Source organism: Meridianimarinicoccus sp. MJW13, from assembly GCF_014901205.1.
Taxonomy (GTDB): domain Bacteria; phylum Pseudomonadota; class Alphaproteobacteria; order Rhodobacterales; family Rhodobacteraceae; genus Meridianimarinicoccus.
Genome location: NZ_JACNMU010000004.1, coordinates 48,195 through 67,801, shown reverse-complemented (window position 1 = coordinate 67,801; position 19,607 = coordinate 48,195). Strand labels below are relative to the sequence as shown.

The window sequence follows — 19,607 nt, the reverse complement described above, 5'->3', positions numbered from 1 at the left end:
CGTGTGTTTGCGCAATCGAAGCGTTCGGCGGGAAAATACAGTAGATTTTCGGGGTCAGGCCACCTGTGGTTGAACACCGGGTATGGAATTCTGGTACCTGAAATTGGAGAATATTTACCATTAGTTACCGGAAATACCCTGTTTTCCGCAACAGAATGACTGCAATCGGCGTTGACAGCCACCCCGGTCAGAATCTTACCCTTAGTTAACTAATCAACAGGAGGTCCGCCCGTTTCACCCCGGTGTCGACGGGGTTCGCATGCAAAGTTACCGGTTCTTTTCAGCTTAAGCATTTTTGCAAGTGGTTTGGCGTGCCTGCCGGACATATTCGCTGGTCGCCTGATGTTTCAGCCGGAACCTATTGTGCGCACCGTCACATGGATGTGACTCGTGGATGGGCCCTCTGACCAGGGGGAGAACCATCGTGAATACGCCGCTAAGCCCGGAAGACCTCGTCAATTCCTTCAAGGTTGGAGATCAGGAGACCGCCGCGATCGCCACGCTGACCGGCGGCGACTACGTGATTGTCTGGTCCAGCGATGGTCAGGACGGCTCGGGCACTGCCATTGTCGGGCAAAGGTTCGCGCCCAACGGCACGCGGATCGGGCTGGAATTCATCCTAAACACCACCGAGACCGGAAACCAGTACGCCCCCACCATTGCGGCCACCGATGACGGCGGCTTCGCGGTAGCCTGGGTTGGAAACGACACCAACGGTCTTGGCATCGTCGCGCGGCAGTACGATGCACAGGCCGTGCCCTTGGGGGGTGAGATCGCCGTCAACACCGCCCAGGTCTCGAGCCAGCATCAACCAACCGTCGCCGCCCTCCCCGGTGGCGGTTTTGCTGTGGCCTGGTTCACTGATTATGACGCGGCGGTCTCCTTTGTGCGCGACGTCAAGATGCAACGCTTCGATGCCAGCGGCGTGCCGCAGGGCGCAGAGACCACGGTCAACACCACGGGCGCCAACACCTCCACCACGGAAAGCGAACCGGTACTGGCCACCATCCAGCCGTCGGGCGGCGCCAACGGGCTGGCCGGTGGCGGCGTGGTTGTGGCCTATCGGGCTGCCGATGGCAGTGGCAACGGGATCAAGGCACAGGTCTTTACTCCGGCCGGGGCGACCGTCGGGACCGAGATCGATGTCAACACCACCACGGCGGGCACCCAGCAGGCCCCCTCGGTGGCGGGCCTGGACGGCGGCCGTTTCGTGGTTGTCTGGGAAGGACCGGATGCGTCGCACCATGGTATCTACGGTCAGCTCTACGAAGGCGACGGCACCGTCGTCGGGTCCGAATTCCAGATCAACGTCCAGACCAGCAGCACCCAGCAGCAGCCCAATGTCGTGGGCACATCGGACGGCGGGTTTGTCGTCATCTGGGACGCGTTCACCTCGGCTGGCTCGGGCGATGGGTCGGCCTATGGCGTGGTGGCGCGGCGGTTTGACGTCGACGGCAACGCCCTGACGGGTGAAATCCTGATCAACGAGCAAATTCAGGGCAGTCAATACGCGGGTGCGTTGGCGGCCTTGGCTGGCGGCAATTTCGTGGCGGCCTGGACGTCAGACACCTCGGGAACGGCCGGAGACGGCTCGGGCCGGGCGGTGGCCCAGCGTCTGTTCGGCGACCCACTGACTTACAACGCGCTGTCCGCCGCGCCCGAGGTCGAGGCGGTCTCGACCACCCGCGTGTTCTTGGAATCGGATGTGAATGCCATGCCGCAGCGGATCGACGCCGATGGCGCCGCCGCCGTGTCCGACATGGATTCCGCCGACTTCAACGGCGGGCGTCTTCTGGTCGGCACCATTGCTGCATCCGCCCACGCCCAGCAGTTCCTGCCGCAGGATGACGACGCGCAGCACCAGTTCGGGCTGGACGCCACCGGTCCGGTCAGCGTCAACGCCGGGACCGGCGCGGTCAGCGTCAACGGCACCCAGGTTGGCACCATTTCCTCGGACGGCATGAATGGCGCGCCCCTGATCGTCGATCTGAACGCAAATGCCGATGCGGCCAGCGTCGAGATCCTGGTCGAACATCTGACCTATCAGAACCTGTCGGACGATGCTGCGGACCAGTCCTATGTTTCGATCCTGCTGGAAGATGGCGATGGCGCGGCCTCGCATCCGGTGGTGGTCGAGATCACGATCACACCCGATGCCGATATCGACGGGCCGGTGCGCGGCGAAACCCGCGTCAACACCGTGACCAATCTGAGCCAGAACGATTCCGACATCGCCGGGCTGACCGATGGCGGCTATGTCTCGGTCTGGGTCTCCTACGGACAGGATGACGCGATCACCTGGCAGGGCGGAATCTTCGGGCAGCGCTATGACGCCGATGGCGTGCCGGTGGGGCTGGAGTTCCAGGTCAATGCCACGGCGGCGGGCGACCAGGTGCAGCCGGCGGTGGCCGGGTTGAACGATGGCGGCTGGGTGACTGTCTGGCAGGATTCCAACGTCAGCGGCATCCGCCTGAATCGCTATGACGATACAGGCGCGCTGATCCAAAGCGAAATTCAGGTCGAAACCAACTCGTCCAGCAGCCAGGGAGGCCCGGATGTCGCGGCCCTGTCCAACGGCGGCTATGTGGTGACATGGCATTCGGCCTCTTCCGGAACGGCCGGGGATGGCAGCGGCAATGCGGTGAAGGCGCAGGTCTACAACGCGGCCGGGGCCACGGTGGGTGGCGAAATATCGGTGAACGTGCAGACCACCGGGTGGCAGGATACCGCCAAGGTTTCCGCCCTGAACGCGGGTCGGTTCGTGGTGGTCTGGGAAGAAAACGACGTGGCCAATGGCGATGGATCGTCCACGGCCATCTCGGCGCGCATCTTCGACGCGGGCGGGGTGCCGGAAACCGGCGAGATCCGGGTCAATACCACCACCGAGAACTTGCAGGCGATGCCGCAGGTGGCGACCCTGGCCAACGGCGATTTCGTCGTCGCCTGGCATTCGGAACAGCAGGATGGCAGCCAGGGCGGGATCTACTACCAGCGCTATACGTCGACCGGCACGCCGATCGCGGGCGAAGTGCGGGTGAACGACTCGACCAGCGGCGATCAGACCACGCCCAGCCTGATAGCCCTGTCCACCGGTGGCTTCGTGGTGTCCTGGGTGGATACCTCAACCCCGGCGCCGGGCAGTGGCGCGGACGTGTTCGCGCAGGTCTTCGACGCGGATGGCACGCGGCTGGACACCGAGGTACGGATCAACACCGAGGTTGCCTCGACCCAGGACGAGCCGACCATGGCCGCCCTGCCCAAAGGAAACTACGTGGTGCAATGGACCTCGGCCGACAGTGCGCCCGCCGGTGACGGCAGCGGCGATGGCGTTTTCCAGCAGATCATCGGCGATCCGAACGAGATCAACACCTCGCCGCCGCCGGTGCTGACCGGGCTGCAAACCGATGTCTCTGCCACCGAGGATCAGGTGGCGGCGGGCATTCCGCTGCTTGGCAATGGTGCGCTGACGCTGTCGGATTCGGATTCCGCCGACTTCGATGGGGGGTTCTTCGCCCTGCGCCGGGTGCTGGTCGATCAGAATACCGATGATTTCAATCCGCCCGATGACAACACCCAAGACAACCTGATGATCCAGACCGGCGGCGGGATCACCATCACCGGGGGCGGCACCACGGTGAACGTGGGCGGCGTGGCCGTGGCCACCATTTCCTCGGACGGACAGAACGGCGCCGATCTGGTGCTGGATTTCCTGCCGGGTTCGACACTGGTGCGAGTCGAGACGCTGCTGAACGCGATCTACTACCAGAACCCGTCGGACGACACCGCGTCGTCGCGCAGCTATGAGCTGGACATCAACGATGGCGATGGCGGCGTCAACGCGGCAACCAGCCTGACCATCCAGATCACGCCGGTGGCCGAAACCACCGGGCTTCCCAAGCTGGGCAGCGAAACCCAGGTCAACAGCTTCACAACCGGCGCGCAGGATGATGCACAGGTGACGGTGCTGAACGATGGCGGCTGGGTGTCTGTCTGGCAGTCGGACGCGCAGGATGGCAGCGGCCACGGCATCTACATGCAGCGGTACGACGCGCTTGGTACCCCGGCCTCGGGCGAGGTGCGTGTCAACACCACCCAGACCGGCGATCAGAGGGACCCCGCGGTGGCCTCGCTGGGCAATGGCGGCTGGGTCGTGGCCTGGGAAGGCAATGGTCCGGGCGACAGCTACGGCATCTCCACGCAGCGGTATAATCCCGACGGCTCCCCGGCTGGCGGAGAAACGCTGGTCAATACGACCACCAGCAGCAGCCAGTACGACACGGCCATTTCGGCGCTGAACACCGGCGGCTACGTGGTAGTCTGGACCGATGCATTTTCCGATGGCAGCGGCGCCGGGATCTTCTTCCAGCGCTATGACGTCAATGGTGCTGCTCAGGGCGGTGAAACCCAGGCGAATGTGCAGACCTCCAGCACACAGGATGAGCCGGATGTTGCGGTTCTGGCCGATGGCCGTTTCGTCGTGACCTGGAAGTCGAACACCAGCGGCGCGGCGGGTGACGGCAGCAGCTTTGGCATTTTTGCCCGTGTCTTCAACGCCAATGGCACACCGGACACCGGCGAGTTCCAGGTCAATACCACCACGAACGGCTGGCAGGGCACCCCCGCGATCGGGGCCACGGCAGACGGCGGTTTCGTGATCGCCTGGGAGGAAAACTCCGGCAGCGATGGATCGGGGGTCGGTATTGCCGCGCAACGGTTTGATGCCACAGCCACCGCGCAAGGCGGCGAGTTCATCGTCAACGACGTGCGCGCCAACTCTCAGATTGCCGCCGATGTGATTGGCCTGACCGACGGCCGCTTCGTGATCGTCTGGAACGACGTGCACAACGGGTTGGACGGCAGCGGCGGTTCGGTGCAGGGCCAGCTTTACACCGCCACCGGTCAGCGTGTGGACGGCGCGTTCCAGATCAACACCGAATTCCACAGCACCCAGAACCAGCCCGCAGCAACTGCCCTGCCCGGCGGAGCCTTCGTGGTCAACTGGACCTCGGCCACCAGTGGCAGCGCCGGCGACGGCAATTCCAATGGCGTGTTCCAGCAGGTCTTCGGCGCCATCGCGGGCTTCGGCACCAGCCAAGCACCGGTGATCGTCGGGCTGAATGACAGCATTTCCCTGGACGAGTCTGCCTTGAACGCGGGTCTGGAACGCATTGATGCTGACAAGACGATCGCGCTTGGCGATCTGGATTCCGCCGATTTCGACACCGGAGTCCTGACCCTGTCGGTCGATCTTCAGGACCCCACCCTGTTCCAGATCAACGATCCCGATGGCCTGGCGCAGGATCAGCTGGGCCTTGTCACAGGTGACGTGGGCAATGGCGACGTGCAACTCAGCGGCAGTTCTGTGGGCGACACGGTGTCGGTCGACGGTACGGTCATCGGCACGATTACCAGCGATGGCGTCAACGGCGCCGATTTCGCGATCACTCTGAACGGCAATGCGACGGTCGAGGCGGTCGAGGCCGTGCTGGGCAACCTGGCCTATGGCAACAGCTCCAGCAGCCCGGAAGCAGCCCGGCGTCTGAAACTGGACCTGAGCGACGGCGACGGCAATGCCGCGCAGAGCCGTTTCGTGACCATCAATGTGGTCCCGGAAACCGACAGCACGCTGGTGGCGGGGGACGAGCGGCAGGTCAATGCGCATGCCGACAACCAGCAAAGCGCGCCCGAGGTCGTCGAACTGGCGGGCGGCGGTTTCGTTGTGGTGTGGCAGTCGGCGAACCAGGACAATCGCGGCGACAATGACTGGGGTGTCTTCGCACAGCTTTACGACGCCAGCGGCCGCCCGGTAGGCCCGGAAACGCGGGTCAACACCAGCCAGGCGTCGGGCCAGCTGGACCCGGACGTGGCGGCCACCGACGATGGTGGCTACGTTGTGGTCTGGGAGGACTACTCCGGCTCCGACGGCAGTGGCTATGGCGTCTATGGCCAACGCTTCAACGCGGATGGCACGACCAACGGGTCCGAGTTCCTTGTGAACATCACGACCGCGAGCAGCCAGCTTGATCCCTCGGTGGCGGGCTTCGAAGGCGGCGGCTTCGTGGTCAGCTTCACCACCAACGGCATTGACGGCTCCGGTTCCAGCATCGCTACGCGGGTCTATGATGCGGCGGGTGTCGGCGCGGGTTCTGAGACGCAGGTCAACGTGGCCAACACCAGCGGCAGCCAGTCGGACTCGCAAGTGGCCGCTCTGGTGCATGGGCCGGGCCCGAGTGCCGGCACCCATGCCGGTCATGTGGTGGTCTTTGTCGCGCCCACATCGGGTGGCGAAGGCGACGGCAACAGCAACGGTATTTTCGCCCGTGTGTTCGACGCGACCGGCGCGGCCGTGGGCAATGATTTCCTGGTCAACACGGAAACCTTCGGCAATCAGGACACCCCCGAGGTGGCGGGTCTGACCGGGGGCGGCTTCGTGGTCACCTGGACCTCCAACAACCAGGACGGTGGCGCGGATGGTGTCTTCGCGCAACGGTTCGACAATGCCGGCAGCCCCCTGGGCACCGAGTTCCGCGTCAACACCGAAACCGGCAGTTCCCAGTACAATGCGCAGGTCACTGCAATGGCGGACGGCGGCTTTGTCGTGGCCTGGGAAGACAACAGCGGCCGGGACGGGTCTGGCGTGGGGGTCTTCGCGCAGCGCTATGATGCCAACGGCGTGCGCATCGACGGCGATATTCAAGTCAATCAAGAGGTCAGCTCGACCCAGTCGGAAGCGGCGTTGACCTCCTTCGGCACAGGGTTCGCGGCAGTCTGGACCTCGACTACCTCGGGCTACAGCGGCGACGGCTCCAGCAACGGGATCTTCCTGCGCACCTTCGAAAGCGCGGCCCCCGGCGCCACATCGCCCGTACTGGGTGATTTCGACCGCGCGGTGACGCTGTTTGCCGACGACCTGACGGTTGCACCGACGGTGCTGGATGACGCGGTGACCTTTGATGATCCCGACAGCGCCAACTTCAACGGAGGCATGCTGGAGGCCTATTACACCACGCCCAACGCGGCGCTGGATATCCTCACGTTCGATACGTCGGGCGATGTCAGCATCACCAATGTCGACGAGGTGCGGGTGAACGGCACCCAGGTCGGCACCATCGATGCGGTGCTGGACGGTCAGGCCGGGGCCGGTCTGCGGATTGCACTGAATGCCCAGGCCGACAGTGCGGCCGTGACGGCGCTGCTGCAGGCGCTGGCCTTCGGCTCGGCCGATATCGCGGCCAATGTCGCGGGCACCAGCCGGGGTATCGGCCTGCTTGTGACCGATGGCACCGACGGCCAGACCGAACCCGACGCGGTCCTTGTGATCATCAACAGCGGCGGATCCACGGCCTCGGGCCTGTCGATCTCTGACTTTGGCGCGGATCAGAACAGCAACCTGGTCTACAGGCTGAACCCGGAGGTCGACGAAACCGCCCTGCTGGCCAGCCCGATGGTGCTGGATGCAAACGTCGATCTGGACGACTATGCCGGCACCAGTTTCTCGGGCGGCTATGTGCGCCTGAACGAGGTCAATTCCTCGATTTTCACCGTACAGATGTCTGTGCAGGATCAGGGCACAGGCGCGGGCCAGATCGGGTTCAATGCGACCACCGGGGTGGTGTCCTATGAAGGCACCGGCATTGGCACCCGCAATGCGTCGTCCGATGGCCAAGACGGTGCCAACCTGCAAATCGACCTGAATGCCAGCGCGACAGCCGAGGCGGTCGAGGCCCTGATAGAGGCGCTGACCTTCGGGCTCAGCGGCAGCTTCAACACGACGCAAGCGGCGTTCGACCTGACAGTTTCGAACCAGGCCGGCAATACATCGTCTTTCATCCGCCTGTACCAGCCGATCAACCGTGATTCCGTGGCCCCGGCTTTGGGCGAGGAAAGCCAGGTCAACACTTATACCGCCAGCAATCAGGAGTCGGCCCGGATCGGCGTGCTGTCCGATGGCGGCTACGTCATGGTCTGGACGTCGCAGGGGCAGGATGACCCGTCCACGTCCAACCGGGGGATCTTTGCCCAGCGATACAATGCCTTCGGCGAACAGGTCGGGGTAGAATTCCAGGTCAACGACGTTCCGATTGGCGATCAGATCCAGCCGCGTGTCGTGGGCCTGTCCAACGGCAACTATGTCGTGCTCTGGACGGAAGGCTCTGCCCGCGATGGCTCGGGCCAGGGCGTTTATGGTCAGATTGTCCAGAATGACGGCACCTTCGTCGGTGCGGCCTTCCAGGTTCACGAACAGACTTCTTCGACCCAGAACTCCGGCAACGTGGTGGATCTGGGCGGCGGGCGCTTCATGGCAACCTGGAGTTCGCAGACCTCCGGCGGGGCGGGCGATGGCAGCGGCCACGGCATATTCGGCCGGACCTTCGACGCAACCGGCACCCCCGAGGCGGGCGAGTTCCAGATCAACACCACCACCACGGGCGATCAGGTGCGGTCGCGGGCGGTCACCCTGCCCGATGGCGATGTGCTGGTGGTCTGGGAAGACCGTGGCGGCGCCGATGGCAACAGCTATGGGGTCTTCACGCAGCGGATCGACAGCAGCGGGACGCTGGTTGATCCAGACGGCACCGCGCTGACCGGCGTGGGCACCGGCGAGGTGCTGGTCAACACCACCACCACCGGCACCCAGCAGCATCCCGAAGTGGCCGCGCTTGCGGCCTCGGGCACCCTGGCGAACGGCGGCTACGTGGTTGTCTGGCAAAGCGCGGACGGCAGCGGCGACGGTATTTTCGCCCAGATCTATGACATCGCAGGTGTTCCGCAGGGCGGCGAGTTCCTGGTCAACACCCAGCTGCTGAACAACCAGAGCGATGTTTCGGTCATCGGGCGCGCCAATGGCGGCTTTTCCGTGGCCTGGCGCGATGACAACGGCACCGATGGCAGCGGTCAGGGCGTCGTGGCGCAGGATTTCATGGCCGATGGCAGCCGCGATGGCGTGTCCTATGTGGTCAACCCGGAGGGCAGCAGCACGCAGGCCAAACCGGAACTGGCCACGCTGTTGAACGGGACGATGGTGGCCGGGTGGACATCATTCGCGTCGGGCACCGCGGGCGATGGTAACAACTACGGCGTTTTCCAGCGCCTGTTCGACCAGCCCGCCTTGCCTGCCGGAGCAATGTCACCGGTGCTGGAAGGGTTCGTGGACCAAGTCGTTTTCCAGGAAGACGACGTGAACTCTGGCCTGCAAGTTCTTGATACAGATGGCGCCTTGTCGCTGACGGATATGGATTCGACTGATTTCGCCGGCGGCGAGATCTGGTTGGCGCATGTGACCGGATCGACCGATCTTTACCTGCAGCAGGTTTCGGGCATATCCGGTGCGGCGCAGGATCAGCTGGGCATTGTGGCGGGCAATGGGATCAGTGTGTCCGGCAGCGACGTGCTGTTCAACGCGGCCATCATCGGCACCATCGACGCCTCCCGCGACGGCCAGAACGGCGCCGATCTTCGGATCTCGCTTGGCGCAAACGCGACGCCGGAGGCGGTCGAAGCGCTGGTGGCGCAACTGGGCTATGGCAACCTGTCCAGCGGCCCGGCGGCCAATCGTCAACTGGTGCTGAACATCAGCGATGGCGACGGAGGCGCGACCGGTGCGCATGTGGTCGATGTGGCGGTCACTCCCGATGTTGATCGCACCACAGTCGCCCAGGGCGACGAGCTGCAGGTCAACAGCTATACCGCCGGTGACCAGTCCAATGCGGCCATGGCGGCCATCTATGACACCGGCGGCGTTCAGATCGGATATGTGACCATCTGGGAAAGCAGCGATCAGGATCGCCCGCAGGACGGAAGCGCCGGCATCTACGGCCAGCGCTACGATCTGAACGGCACGCCTCTGGGCGGTGAATTCCAGATCAACAGCCACACCGAGTTTGCCCAGTCCGATCCGGCCGTCACCGGCCTGATGACCGGCGGCTTCGTGGTGAGTTGGACGGATCACAGCTGGGCCAACCCTGCCGGGGAAACGGCAGGCGAAACCAGCGACGGTGTCTATGGTCAGATCTTCGATCAGAACGGCGGTGCCGTGGGCGGCGAAATCCTGATCAACGACGTGGTGGCCTCGACGCAGAATCAAGGTGTGCTGGCGGCCCGCGCCAATGGCAATTTCCTGGCGGCCTGGACCGATCATGGCAATCGCGATGGCAGTGGCGCGGGCGTTTTCCTGCGCGAATTCTCGGCCGCCGGGGTGCCGCAGGGCGGCGCCGTTCAGGTCAATACCCAGACAGATTCGAGCCAAGCCGATGCAGCGGTCACAGTGCTGACCGGCGGCCGGGTCGTGGTCACATGGACCTCGACAACTTCGGGTGGCGCTGGCGACGGCAGCGGCAATGGCATTTTTGCCCGGCTGTACGAAACCAACGGCACGCCCCTGGGCAATGAATTCCAGGTCAATACGTCGACAAACAGCAACCAGGATGCGGCGCGCGTAGCGGCGATCAGCGACGGCGGCTTCGTGGTGGTCTGGGATGACGACAGCGGCAGCGACGGCAGCGGCACAGCCGTGCTCCTTCAGCGCTACGATATGGACGGCAATGCCGTGGGCGGTGAAGAACGGGTCAATGAAACCACCATCAATTCGCAATACAATCCCGATGTCATCGGGCTGGACGGCGGCGGCTGGGTGGTGGCCTGGTCCGACAACGGCAGCAACGACGGCAGCGGGGTCGGTGTCTTCGGACAGGTCTATGCCGCCGACGGCACCCGCATCGACGGGGAGTTCCAGATCAATACCGAGGTGGCCTCGACCCAGCATCAGCCGCGTCTGGTGGCCCTGCCGGGCGGCGGGTTCACGGCCAGCTGGTCCTCGTGGACGTCGGGAACCGCGGGGGATGGCGATCGATATGGCGTCTTCCAGCAGGTGTTTGCGGCCGACGGCACGGTGATGCTGTCCGAGGATCCGACGATTTCGGGGCTGGCCGATCTTGTGCTGGACGAGGCGGATGTGAATGCCTCGGGGCAGTTCCTGGCGCCCAATGCCGGCATCGGCGATGCCGACAGTGCCGACTTCGCGGGCGGGACGCTGTCGGTTCACGTGTTGCGCAACGACACCGTGCAGACCCAGTTCCGCGACCGCGATGCGCGGGCGCAGGATCAACTGGGCATCGACGGGTCGGGCGGCGTGACGGTCGTGGGCAGCGCGGTCAATCTTGGCGGTTCGCAGATCGGGACGCTGGTGTCTGATGGCACCGATGGCGCTGCGCTGATCATCGACCTGACCGGCAATGCCGACCACGCGGCGGTGCGCACGCTGGTGCGGTCGCTGACCTATGCCAACATTTCCGATGACCCCGAGGGCGAACGGCAGCTGTCGGTGCAGCTGACCGATGGCGACGGCGGCGTGTTCCGCCAGACCCAGACCCTGACCATCACCCCCGAGACCGATGGTGCGGTGGCCATTGGCAGCGATGTGCTGACCAACAGTTTCACCACGAGCAACCAAAGCGACAGCCATGTCGCGGGCCTGGCGAACGGCGGCTATGTCATCGTCTGGACCTCGCACAACCAGGATGCCACGGGGGACAGCCAGAACGGGGTCTTCGGCCAGCGCTTTGATGCCGCCGGTGCGCCGGTGGGTGGCGAATTCCAGATCAACACCTACACGCCAGGCAACCAGTCCAACGCGCAGGTGGTCGGCCTGGCAACCGGCGGCTTTGCGGTCGCCTGGGAAAGCAGCACCCAGCAGGACGTGATCCTGCAGGTCTACGATGCCAATGGCGACAAGGTGGGGACAGAGATCCAGTTCAACAGCCCGTCCACCAACAATGGCTTTTCGGTGGCTCTGGATGCCTTCGACGACCCGGTTAATGGCAGCTTTGCGCTTCTCTATCAGGGGCAGAAATCCTCAACGCCCTTCAACACCCAGATCGTGGGCCAGCGGTTCGACGATACCGGCGGCACCTTCGGCGGTGCGATCCTCATCGATCCGGCGGGCAACAACGGGGTTACGCAGCCCGATGTGGCCATCCAGTCCGATGGCACCTTCGTGGTGGTGTTCACCGCCAACAACCTGGACAATCCAGGCGATTTCGCCTTCGGCGTGTTCCTGCAACGCTATGCGGCGGATGCCTCGGCCATCGGCGGCCCGATCCAGGTGAACACGCTGGAGCGGTTCAGCCAGTATGCGCCGCGTGTTGTGGCCACTGACGACGGCGGCTATGCAGTGGCCTATGAGAGCGACATTCGCGACGACTTCGGCTACACGACCTCGTCGGGCATCTATGTCCAGAAATTCGACGGCGCGGGCAACAAGACCGGCCCCGAGATCCTGGTCAACGAGGTGGTGGATGGCTCCCAAAGCGCGCCCGACATCGCAGCCCTGCCGGGTGGCGGGTTTGCCGTCAGCTATGCCGACAGCAACGGGACCGATGGCTCGGGCTGGGGGGTCTTCCTGCAACAGTTCGATGCCAACGGCTATCGGATCGACGGTGCGGTGCAGATCAACGAACAGTTCACCAGCACCCAGTTCGAAGGGGCGCTGGCCGCCCTGCCCAATGGCAATCTGGTCGCGAGCTATACCTCGACCACATCCGGCCCGGCCGGTGACGGCAGCGGCTATGGTGTCTACCATCGCCTGCTGGGCGATCCGGCGGATTTCGCCACCGGCGGCAAACCGGTTCTGGATGGGGTGAACGCGCAGGTCACCTATGATGAGAATGATCTGAACGGGGTGCCGCAGCTGATCGACGCCAATGGCGCAGCCGCGGTGTCGGATCCGGATTCCGCCGATTTCGACGGCGGCTCGATCCTGGTGTCCAATGTCATCGCCTCGGCCCCGCTGATCGACCAGATCAACCCGCCCGACGATCTGACACAGGATCAGCTTGGCCTGCGGCAGGGACCGCGGATCTCGATCACCGGGTCGACGGCGGTTCTGGTGGACGGCACCCAGGTGGCCACCATCGGTCAGGACGGCCAGGACGGCGCGCCCTTCGAGTTGCTGCTGAACAGCAATGCCACGGCCGAAATCGTCGAGCTTCTGGTCGAGAACCTGACCTATCGCAACATCTCGGACGATCCCCTGCCGCAGCGCCCGCTGCGCATCCAGATCACCGATGGCGATGGCGGGGCGTCGGACCCGGTTCTGGTCACCGTCAACATCACGCCCACTCCCGATGCCTCGGTCGCCGTCGGCGGAGAGCGCACGGTCAACACCACGAACTCGGGTCTGGAAGACGATCCGGCGGTCGCCATGCTGCCCGCCACGGGCGGCGACTTCGTGGTGGTTTTCGAAAGCTCAGACAGTTCCGGCACCGGCATCCGCGCCCAGCGGTTCGACGTGCTGGGCAACCCGGTGGCGCGCGATGGCAGCGGGCTTGCCAATGGGGTTTATGATGAATTCCTGATCAACGCAGGCTCGCAGACCAACACGCAATCCGATCCCAAGATCGCCGCCTTCTCGGACGGCAGCTTTGTGGTGGTCTGGACCGACGCCACCATCGACGGCAACAACACCGGCATCGCGGCACAACTGTTCAACGAGGACGGCACGCCCAGCGGCGCAGTCATCACCGTGAACTCGGAAGTGACCTGGGTGCAGCACACCCCGGCGGTGGCGGTTCTGGACAATGACGATTTCGTCGTCACCTGGACCTCGGGCAACTCCGGCTCGGCCGGCGACGGCAGCGGCAACGGCGTGATCGCGCGCCGGTTCGACAGTTCGGGCACGCCGCAGGGCACGCCCAACACCGACTTTGTGGTCAACACCACCACGTCGGGCAACCAGCACAATTCCGACATCACCAAGCTGAATGACGGCGGGTTCCTGATCGTCTGGGAGGACGAAAACGCCACCGACGGCACCTGGGAAGGGGTGTTCGCCCAGCGGTTCGACGCCTCTGGCGCCACAATGGGCAGCGAGTTCCAGATCAACACCACCACCATAGGTGGCCAGGGTACGCCACAGGCGACGGTGCTGACCGATGGCAACATCGTGGTCACTTGGCGTGACGATGCCGCCGATCTGAGCGGCCAGGGTGTCTTTGCCCAGATCTACGATGTGACCGGCAACCCGGTGAACGAGGAGTTCCGCGTCAACGACCAGCGCCAGAGCACGCAGAACGACCCGGCCATTGCGGCGCTGGATTCGGGCGGCTTCGTGATTGCCTGGACCGACCACAACTGGACGGACGGCAGCCAGCAGGGCGTGTTCGCGCAGCAATACGATGGCAACGGCAACCGTCTGGACAGCCAGTTCCAGGTCAACACCACCACGACGGGCAACCAGAACCAGCCCGATATTGCAGCCCTGCCCGGCGGCGGCTTCGTCATCACCTACAACGGCTCGGTGCTGTTGCAGGTCTATGGTAACGATGCGCCGACAGTCTCGCCGGTTTCGGCCGTGGGGGACGAGGACACCAGCATCGTGCTGGACGAGGCGATCTTCGACGCGGGCTTCACCGATCCCAACGGCAACTCGCTGGCCGAGATCCGCATCGACACCTTCCCGTCGAATGGCACGCTGACGGTGAACGGCTCGCCGGTCACCGCGGGCCAGGTGGTGACGCGTGCGCAGTTGATCGCGGGCGATCTGGTCTACCTGGGGAACCAGGATTTCAACGGGCCCGACAGCTTCACCTGGACCGGGTCTGACGGCATTGCCTATGCGCCCAGTTCGGTTCTGGCGGATATCACCGTCAACCCGATCAATGACGCGCCGGGGCTGGAGGCCGGGCCGAACGCCTCGATCACCGAGGGTCAGGCGCTGATGCGCACGCTGACCCTGTCCGACCCGGATACCGACACGCGCAGCTTCTCGGTCACCTTCGGAGATGGCGCCAGCCAGAACTTCAACTCGGCCAGCCTGACCCCGATGATCAGCCATGTCTACGGGGCCGAGGGCAGCTATACGGTGACCGTCACTGTCGATGACAACTCGGGCGCGGCCAACGCGCAAGAGGTCGACAGCTTCACCGTGACCGTGATCAACGGGGCGCCGGTTGCCAACACCGATTTTGCCCTGGTCAGCGAGGATGGCCCGGCACATTCGGCCAACGTGCTGACCAATGACACCGATCCCGGCGGCGACAGCCTGACCGTGACCGAGGTCAACGGCGTGGCGGCCAGCATCGGCACCCAGATCACCCTGCCCTCGGGCGCGCTGCTGACGCTGAATGCCGACGGGTCGTATTCTTATGATCCGAACGGTCAGTTCGAAGCCCTGCCGGACTTCCAGAACGGCGCGGATGCCTTCAATTACACGCTCAGCGATGGCGAGGGCGGCACCGACATCGGCACAGTCATGCTGACCATCGACGGCCAGAACGACGCCCCGGTCGCCGGCGATGACAGCGCCAATGTCAACGACGATGCCACCGTGACGTTGAACGTGCTGACCAATGACAATGACATCGATGGCAACACGCTGAGCATTCAGGCCATCGCGCCGCCCTTTACCGGCGGCATCACCCTGCCCAATGGCGATGAACAGGTCACCCTGCCCTCGGGCGCCATCGTGACCTTCACTCCGGGCACCGGCGACGTGGTCTACGATCCCAACGGCAGCCTCTCGGGCGGCGCCAGCGACAGCTTCGATTACATCGTGTCCGACGGGCGCGGCGGCACCGATACCGCCACGGTGACGATCAACATCAATGGCACCAACCAGTCACCCGTCGCGGCGGATGACACCAACACCACCGACGAGGAAACTCAGGCCACCGGCAACGTGCTTTCCAACGACAGTGATCCCAACAGCGATCCGCTGACGGTGACGCAGGTCAACGGGTCCGCGGCCAATGTGGGCGGCCAGTTCGCGCTGGCCTCGGGCTCGCTTCTGACGGTGCTGGCCGATGGCAGCTATACCTTCGTGCCGGGGACGCAGCATCAGGCGCTGGGGGTCGGGCAGTCGGCGCAGGAAAGCTTCGACTACACCGTCGAGGATGGTCAGGGCGGCAGCGATACCGCCACCGCGACCATCACCATCACCGGCGTCAACGATGCCCCGATCGGGATCAATGACACCGGCGCCACGGATGAGGATACTGCCACCCTCGGCAATGTTCTGACCAATGACACCGACATCGACGGCGATAGCCTGAGTGTGTCCGAGGTCGGCGGTTCGGCCCTTGCCGTGGGCGTGGCAACGGCGGGCAGCCAGGGCGGCAGCTTCACCATCAACGGCGATGGCAGCTATACCTATGACCCGACCGGCGCGCTGGATGCGCTGCCGGTGGGCACGTCGGTCAACGACTCCATCACCTATACCGTTTCGGATGGTCAGGGCGGGCAGGACATCGTGTCCCTGTCGGTCACGGTCGATGGCGTCAACGATGCACCGACCGCTGCCGATGATGGCTATACCACCAACGAGGCGACGGCCCTCACCGGCCAGAACCTGACCGCGAACGACAGCGATCCGGACACCGGCGACATCCCTTTCGTGGTCCAGGTCAACGGCCAGTCCGGCGTGATCGGTTCGCAGATCACCCTGACCTCGGGCGCGCTTCTGGTGGTCAACGGATCGGGCACCTTCACCTATGATCCCAATGGCCAGTTCAACGCGTTGCAAAACGGCGATACGGCCAGCGACAGCTTCACCTACACCCTGCAGGATGGCAGTGGCGTACAGGATCAGGCGACGGCCACGATCACCATCAACGGCATCAGCAGCACACCCGTTGCGCTGGATGACACCGGCACCACCGACGAGGACAACACCACCAACATTGCGGTGCTGACCAACGACAGCGATCTGGACGGCGACGCGCTGAGCGTCACCGACATCGATGGTCAGGCGGTGAACCCCGGCGATACCATCACCCTGACCACCGGGGCCGAGGTCACGCTGAATGCCAATGGCACGGTGACCTACGACCCGAACGGTGCGTTCGAAGCCTTGCAACAGGGCGGCACGCCGACGCTGGACAGCTTCACCTACACGGTGGACGATGGCAACGGCGGCACCGATACCGCGACCGTGGATGTGACCGTGACCGGCATCAACGACGCGCCCTCGGCCGCCAACGATGCGCGCAACGCCACCGAGGATGTGCTGCTGGACATCGACCTGCTGGCCAACAACGGCGCGGGCGTGGACAGCGATCCCGAAGGCGACACGCTGGATGTAACACAGATCAACGGCGCACCGGTCTCTACCGGTGTGGCCTTTGCCCTGCCCTCGGGCGCCACCGTCACCAAGATGTCGAACGGCACCTTCCGCTATGACCAGTTGGGGCTGTTCGACAGTCTGGCGGTGGGCGAAATGGCGACCGACAGCTTCACCTATCTGGTCGATGACGGCCAGGGCGGCACCGACACCGCCACGGCCACCATCACCATCAACGGGGTGAACGACGATCCCACGGCGGTGGATGACGCCTTTGCCGTGGCCGTGGATGCGGCGCTGACCGGTGATGTGCTGGCCGCCAACGGCGGACTGGCCGACAGCGATCCGGATGCCAGTGACATCTTGAGCGTCAACGATGTGCAATCGGGTGGTCTTCTGGGCACGCCGGTGGCAACGGCACAGGGCGGGCTGGTGACGCTGCTCAGCGACGGCACGTTCTCGTACGACCAGAACGGCCAGTTCTCGGGACTGGGCATGGGTGCCACGGCGTCTGACAGCTTCACCTACCAGATCACCGACGGCAACGGCGGCACCGATACGGCCACCGTGACCATCACCATCGGCGGCAGCAACCTGCCCCCGATTGCCGGGGACGACACCTTCAACACCAATGAGGACACATCGACCCTGGTGGGGCTGCTGGCCAATGACACCGACAGCAATGGCGACAGCCTGAGTGTCACCGGTGTCGATACCACCGGCACCCTGGGGATGGTGACCAACCACAATGACGGCACGGTCACCTATGATCCCAATGGCCAGTTCGAATACCTGGCCGTGGGGCAGTCCACCACCGACAGCTTCACCTATGACATCAGTGACGGCAACGGCGGCACCGATACGGCCACCGTCACCTTTACCGTCACCGGGGTGAACGATGCGCCCGTGGCCGTGGATGACAGCGGTGCCGGATTTACCACGGATGAAGACAACGCCCTGACCACCGGCTCGGTGCTGCTCAACGACAGCGATGTCGATACCGGCGATGTGCTGTCCGTGGCTGGCATCGACACCACCGGCACGCTGGGCCTGGTGGTCGACAATGGCGACGGCACCTTCGACTATGATCCGAACGGCCAGTTCGAAGCCTTGGGCGTGGGCCAGTCGACCACCGACAGCTTCACCTACACCCTGAGCGACGGCAACGGCGGCAGCGACACCGGCACGGTCACCGTCACGGTGACCGGCGTCAATGATGCGCCCGTGGCCAATGACGACAGCGGTACGGGTTTCGCCACCGACGAGGATACGACCTTCTCGACCGCCAGCGTGCTGGGCAACGACAGTGACGTGGAGGGTGACACCCTGACCGTCACCGCCTTCGATGCGGTTTCCTCCGGCGGTGCGCTGGTCAGCCATCTGGGGGGCGGCATCTTCAGCTATGTTCCCAACGGCCAGTTCGACAGCTTGCCGGAAGGGGCAACGCCGGTGACAGACACGTTTACCTACACCATCGATGATGGCAACGGCGGCAGCGATATAGCCACGGTGAGCATCTCGGTCGGTGCTGTGAACGATGCGCCCATTGCGGGCGATGACAGCGGCACCGGTTTTGGCACGGACGAGGACACGGCCTTTACCACCGCCAGCGTCTTGCTGAACGACAGCGATGTGGACACCGGCGACAGCTTCAGCCTCACCGGGGTCGACACCACCGGCACCCTTGGGCTGGTCATCAACAACGGCGATGGCACCTTCGACTATGACCCCAACGGCATGTTCGAGAGCCTGGCAGCGGGGCAGTCGGCGACCGACAGCTTCACCTATACGATCACCGATGGCTTCGGCGGCAGCGATACCGCCACCGTGTCGATCCAGATCACCGGGGTGAACGATGCGCCGGTTGCGGTCGACGACAATGGCGTCGGCTTTGGCACCAACGAGGACACCGGCTTTACCACCGGCAATGTGCTGGCCAACGACAGCGATCCCGAGGGTCAGACCCTTTCGGTGCTCAGTATCGACACCACGGGCACGCTGGGGCTGGTCATCGACAATGGGGATGGCACCTTCGACTATGACCCGAACGGCCAGTTTGAGGCGCTGAACACTGGCGACAATGCCACCGACAGCTTCACCTACACGGTAAGCGATGGCAACGGCGGCACCGACATGGCCACCGTGACCATTGCCATCGCCGGGCTGGATGAAGGCAAGAACGTGATCACCGGCACCAGCGGGCGTGACAACCTTGTCGGCACGGCGCAGGACGATGCGATCTATGGCATGGGCGGCCCACTGGACGTGCTGGGCGGCGGTGCCGGGGCGGATTGCTTCGACTTCGCGGCCCTGCTCAACAGCGGCGCACGCGATGTGGCCAACATCACCGACTACGAGGTCGGCGTGGACAGCCTGACCGGCATCGGTGCCACCGACATCGCCCAGTCGCGGGCCTTCGGGGCGAACCTCTATCTGCAACTCAACGGAGGCGAGAACGACCTGATCGTCGTGATGGGCGTCACCGACATCAACGATCTGACCTTCGCGTAATGACCGGCATTCGTGCTATGCTGGGATCTCAGGGAGCTTTGAC

General features: G+C 64.3%; 1 protein-coding gene. It reads left to right on the top strand.

The window, feature by feature from the left end; genetic code table 11:
* The first annotated feature begins 424 nt into the window (after positions 1-424).
* Positions 425-19,564, top strand: a complete 19,140-nt coding sequence (locus tag H8B03_RS08265; RefSeq protein WP_193141273.1) for an Ig-like domain-containing protein — start codon at positions 425-427, stop codon at positions 19,562-19,564.
* Positions 19,565-19,607: the final 43 nt, after the last annotated feature.